This window comes from Cupriavidus sp. 01L46 (assembly GCF_056399905.1).
In genome coordinates this window covers 1-4,372 of the sequence record NZ_JBFTSF010000414.1, presented here as the reverse complement: position 1 = coordinate 4,372, position 4,372 = coordinate 1, and the positions used below count along the sequence as shown (strand labels likewise).

At 62.1% G+C, this 4,372-nt stretch carries 2 protein-coding genes and 2 pseudogenes; 2 read left to right on the top strand and 2 right to left on the bottom strand.

Annotation, left to right across the window (positions count from 1 at the left end; all coding sequences use genetic code 11):
- Positions 1–188, top strand: a pseudogene (locus AC1DS3_RS35665) (hypothetical protein); the annotation flags it as partial.
- 2 nt (positions 189–190) lie between these two features.
- Complete coding sequence (locus AC1DS3_RS35660) at positions 191–424, top strand: MlrC C-terminal domain-containing protein (protein WP_477129045.1); 234 nt, start codon at positions 191–193, stop codon at positions 422–424.
- Positions 425–581: 157 nt separating this feature from the next.
- On the opposite strand, the gene AC1DS3_RS35655 is transcribed toward AC1DS3_RS35660, so the two are convergent.
- On the bottom strand, positions 582–4,076 hold the full coding sequence (locus AC1DS3_RS35655) for an SNF2-related protein (RefSeq protein WP_477129044.1): 3,495 nt from the start codon (positions 4,074–4,076) through the stop codon (positions 582–584).
- A 35-nt stretch (positions 4,077–4,111) separates the two neighbouring features.
- Positions 4,112–4,372: pseudogene (locus AC1DS3_RS35650) on the bottom strand (IS4 family transposase); the annotation flags it as partial.

Here is a 4,372-nt window from a genome sequence, read left to right as displayed (position 1 = left end):
GCCTTTACCCCGTCTCGCACTTGGTGCGCGTCACCGGCGCCAGGCGGCGCGTCGCAGTGCAGCTCGACGACGTGGTGCGTCTCAAGCATCATGCGCAGCAGGCGGTCGACACTGCGCAGACTGCCCGCGCCGAGGCCGATCTGCGGGTTGAGTTGCTGCGCCAGGAGCTGCCGGTGCGATCGAGGTGATCGTGGTCTCCTCTCACATGGAGCCCTTCGATCCCGGTTGCTTCCAGGCGCTTGGCATCGATCCCGCGCGGAAGAGGTTCCTGGTGATGAAGAGCCGCGTTCACTGGCGCGCCGGCTTCGGCGGCCTGGCGGCGCATGTGTTCGAGTGCGACAGCATCKGTGTGACGACCTCCGACTTCGGCAAGCTGACTTTCGAGAATGTACGGCGGCCGATCTATCCCCTCGATGACATGTAGATGAAGGCTAGTGCCGGCTGGACTAGCCCACCTGTTGGTTGGCCCTGCCGGCGTGTGTCAGCGCGTGGCGGATTGGGCCGAGGTACTCGGCATCGCGCCGCATGGCCGCGTAGGGAGCCGGACTCGTCGCCACCCGCTACTGGAAATCGATGCTCGTTCAACGTTCCGCCAAGCTGAACAGTGTCTTGAGGTCCTCCCCACTGAGATTGCCGATCCACTGTTCGCCAGTACCCACCACCAGGCCGGCCAGCTCCCGCTTGGCGCGAAGCATGTCGTTGATGCGTTCTTCAAACGTCGCGCGCGTGATGAAGCGGTGGACCTGAACGTTGCGCTGCTGGCCAATGCGATAGGCCCGGTCCGTGGCCTGCGCTTCGACGGCAGGATTCCACCACAGGTCGTAATGGATGACGTTCGAGGCCGCGGTCAGGTTCAGMCCGGTCCCGCCGGCCTTGAGCGACAGGATGAACACCCGCTCCGTCCGGTTGCTCTGGAACCGCTCGACCATCACATCCCGCCTGGCTCGCGGGACACCGCCGTGGAGAAATAGCGGATCTCGGCCATATCGCTGTTGTACCCAACGGCATAGCAAGTCGCCCATCTCGCGGAACTGGGTGAATACCAGCACCTTTTCATGGCCGGCATGGACATCTTCAAGGAGTTCAAGGAATCGCTCGGCCTTGCCAGAAACCTCTGCATCGACCTGCCCCTGTTTCAGATATAGCGCGGGATGATTGCAGATCTGCTTCAATGCCAGCATCATCTGCAGCACCAGGCCCTGGCGCTTGAAGGTGTCGGATTCTCCCGCGATGGTTCGCAACCCTTCCTGTACCACCGATTCATACAGAGCCGTCTGCACCTTGGTCAGCGTGCAGAATTGATCCTGCTCGCTCTTGTCTGGCAAGTCGCTGATGATGGCCTTGTCTGATTTCAGGCGTCGCAACAGGAAGGGAGCCGTCACCCGCTTGAAGCGTTGCACGGCATGCTGATCGCGCTGGATTTGAATAGGCGTCGCATACTCCCGCACGAACTGACTGAGGCTTCCCAGATAACCCCGGTTAGCGAAATCCAGGATGCTCCAGTAGTCGGACAAGCGGTTCTCCACCGGCGTGCCGCTCATGGCAATCACGCTGGCGGCGGGGACCGCCTTCACGGCCTTGGTCTGGGCGGCCGCCGGGTTCTTGATATTCTGAGCCTCATCCACCACCACTACGCGCCACGCCAAGGCACGCAGGGCCGTCGCGGCCGTTCGGGCGATGCCGTATGTCGTCAGCAGGACGTCGGGCCGGACAGCGGCGAGTTCACGCTTGCCGCCGTGGAAGATGCCGACGCTCAGGCTGGGCGCGAAGCGGCCGATTTCTTTCTGCCAATTGGTCAACAAACTGGTCGGCATGATGACCAGGGCTTTGGCGTCGTCAAGTGCGCCATCTTCCTTGAGCTTTTGCAGGGTCGCGATGACCTGCAGTGTCTTGCCCAGACCCATGTCGTCCGCAATCACGCTGCCAAGGCCAACTCGCGCATTCCGATAAAGCCAGGCATAGCCCCGCTGCTGGTATGGGCGCAAGGTAGCGTCGATACCACGCGGCAGCGGCACCGTGCCCGCTTGCAGCAGGTCCTGGATGAYTTTCCTGGCCTTGCCATCCAGGCCGACAGGCGTCCCGGTGAATTCCCCCGCCAGCGCGACACGCAGCAACTCAGCGCCGGCAGGCGTAGATGGATTGGCCATCTGCGCGCGCAGGCGCTCGACCTCCTTCGGATCCAAATAGACGTATGCCCCCTTGAAACGTATGACGCCCGTGGCATCCTTGACCAATCGTTCGAATTCGGCGCGTGTCAGCAGATGGTCACCAACGGCCACGCTCCAGTCAAACGCAAATACAGCATCGGCGTCAAAAAAGCCCCTACCGTCAGTGGCCTTGCCCTTGATCTGCATGGACAAGCGGGGACGTATCAACCGCTCTAGCGCTTTCGGCAACAGCGCGCGAATTCCCAGCAAGCGGACCACTGGCAACGTGTCGAACAGCAAGCCTGGTAGCGCATCCGTGGCAATCCGGATCGGTGTTTTGGCGCCAGCACGGATGTAGGTATTGATCGGTGGGAAGCCCTCGGCCAGGAGCGCGATCGTCTGCAGAATGCCAAAACGGGCCTTCGACCAGCCCTGATCGGTGAGAATCGAGGCCAGTGGTACTGGCTTGTTCAGTGTTGCCGAGCGATCCTCGACCGCAAGTGACAGTCCGAAACGCCCAGCCTTTGCTTCTTCGAGGCACAGCACCGGTGCGTATTCGCGGTGCGCCAGATGGAATCGGGACAGCCAGGTATGAATACCGGCAGCTATCTCGCCCTCGCCGGGGCCGTTGTAGGCTGCTCGCCCAGTGCTGAAGAACAAGGCGAGCGTCTTGTTACCGAGGGGGGTCTCGCCGGCGCAACCCGACCATGCGTGGACGAAGTGATTCAGAAACAGGGAACACAAGCATGTTGCCTGAACCTCGCGGGTAAGCACCGACCGCTTTCGCCCCTTCCCCGCCTTGACCATGCCCGATGGCAATGCAGCAGCGAGGCGCTGCATGAGGTCGTGCACCACCCCGTCGAGGGTGGCCGGAAGCCAGCGCAGCGCCACCGTGCCAGCATCCGCGGCCAGGATTTGGGGGACCACCGCGCCACGCGCGAGCAATTGCAGCGCGATCAGGCGCACGTGGAAGAAGGCCGCCACGCCAGGCTGCAGGTCTGGCAGGTTGCTAGCCTCTATCCGAGCCAGCGCTGTTTCCAAGGCATCGATGGTGGTAATGCCCTTCGTACCGGACACGGACGCGTGCAATTGCGAGTCCAGCGTAATCGTCGGCAGGTCGTCCGCCGCAAGCGTGATGCCCCCAGCGTTGACGGCGCCGATATCCATGGCCAGTCGCGCCGCCTTGCTCACCCGTAGCAGGACACGCTGCAAGGTCTCGCGAAAGTCTCCGTTGGTGAAAAATGTGGGACGCGCAGGCAGCACGTGCAGGAGCGGAGCGCTCACGTCCGGAATCGCGGACAGATCAAGCTGATYGAGCGCGGCAAGATCTCCCGCATCGACCGGCATTTCAGCCGCTGTCGGCAGGAGTTCGGCCAAGGTTGGCAGGACAGCCCCGGCTCCCGGTTCCAGATGGATATCGCGCGACTTCAAGGCTAGCAACAGATCGACGCCCCGCAGTGCAAACACCAGGAACGGATTGCCATCGATCTCGCGGCTCAGCAGGTAAATCGCAGCGGCCAGGTGTTTGCAAGGCACGGCCCAATCCGGGCAGGAGCAATGCATGTCGAGGTCCTTCCAGCGCTCGGGAAAGACAGAAATACCAAGTTTGCGGGCTCGATCCAGAACCGTCGGATCCAGTTCCCGATTGAGCATCCCGGCGATCAAGGCAGGATCGGTCGCGATGTCATCCAGAAGCCGAGTCGAATCCTTCGTGGAAAGTGGCGGCACGGCGATCGTCACCGCGTAGGGGCGTGGCCGGGAGCCTTGTACCAGGGCGTGAATGGTTCCATCCCTGACGACCAGATCCTTGACCGCGCCCTTGTTGGCGTAGGTTCTCCCGCGCGGCAGGCGGTTGTCATAGTCGATGTGGGTCAGGGCCTTGAGCCACTGCTCGCCCCACCACGTTTTGCCGAAAGATTGTCGTGTCACTGTGTCAACATCGCGTCCCTATTGGGTAATGCCGTTCAGTTAAGGTCCCTATTGAGGAAGCGAACGGCATAGCGTGAAGGGCGGGACTTGACGACCCGGTCGCATGAGCGACCGGGTCGTTTCACATTGGGCAGCGACTTTAGGCGCTCGCGTAGGCTGGCGTGACAGCTGCCCACATCATCTCGTGCTGGATGACATGGAAGGCACGCACGAAGCTCATGTCAGTCGGCGCGAGCTTCGCTTCTCGGGCGGCGCTGGCCATCTCGCGACGAATCAGGTTGTAGGCGATCAAGGCG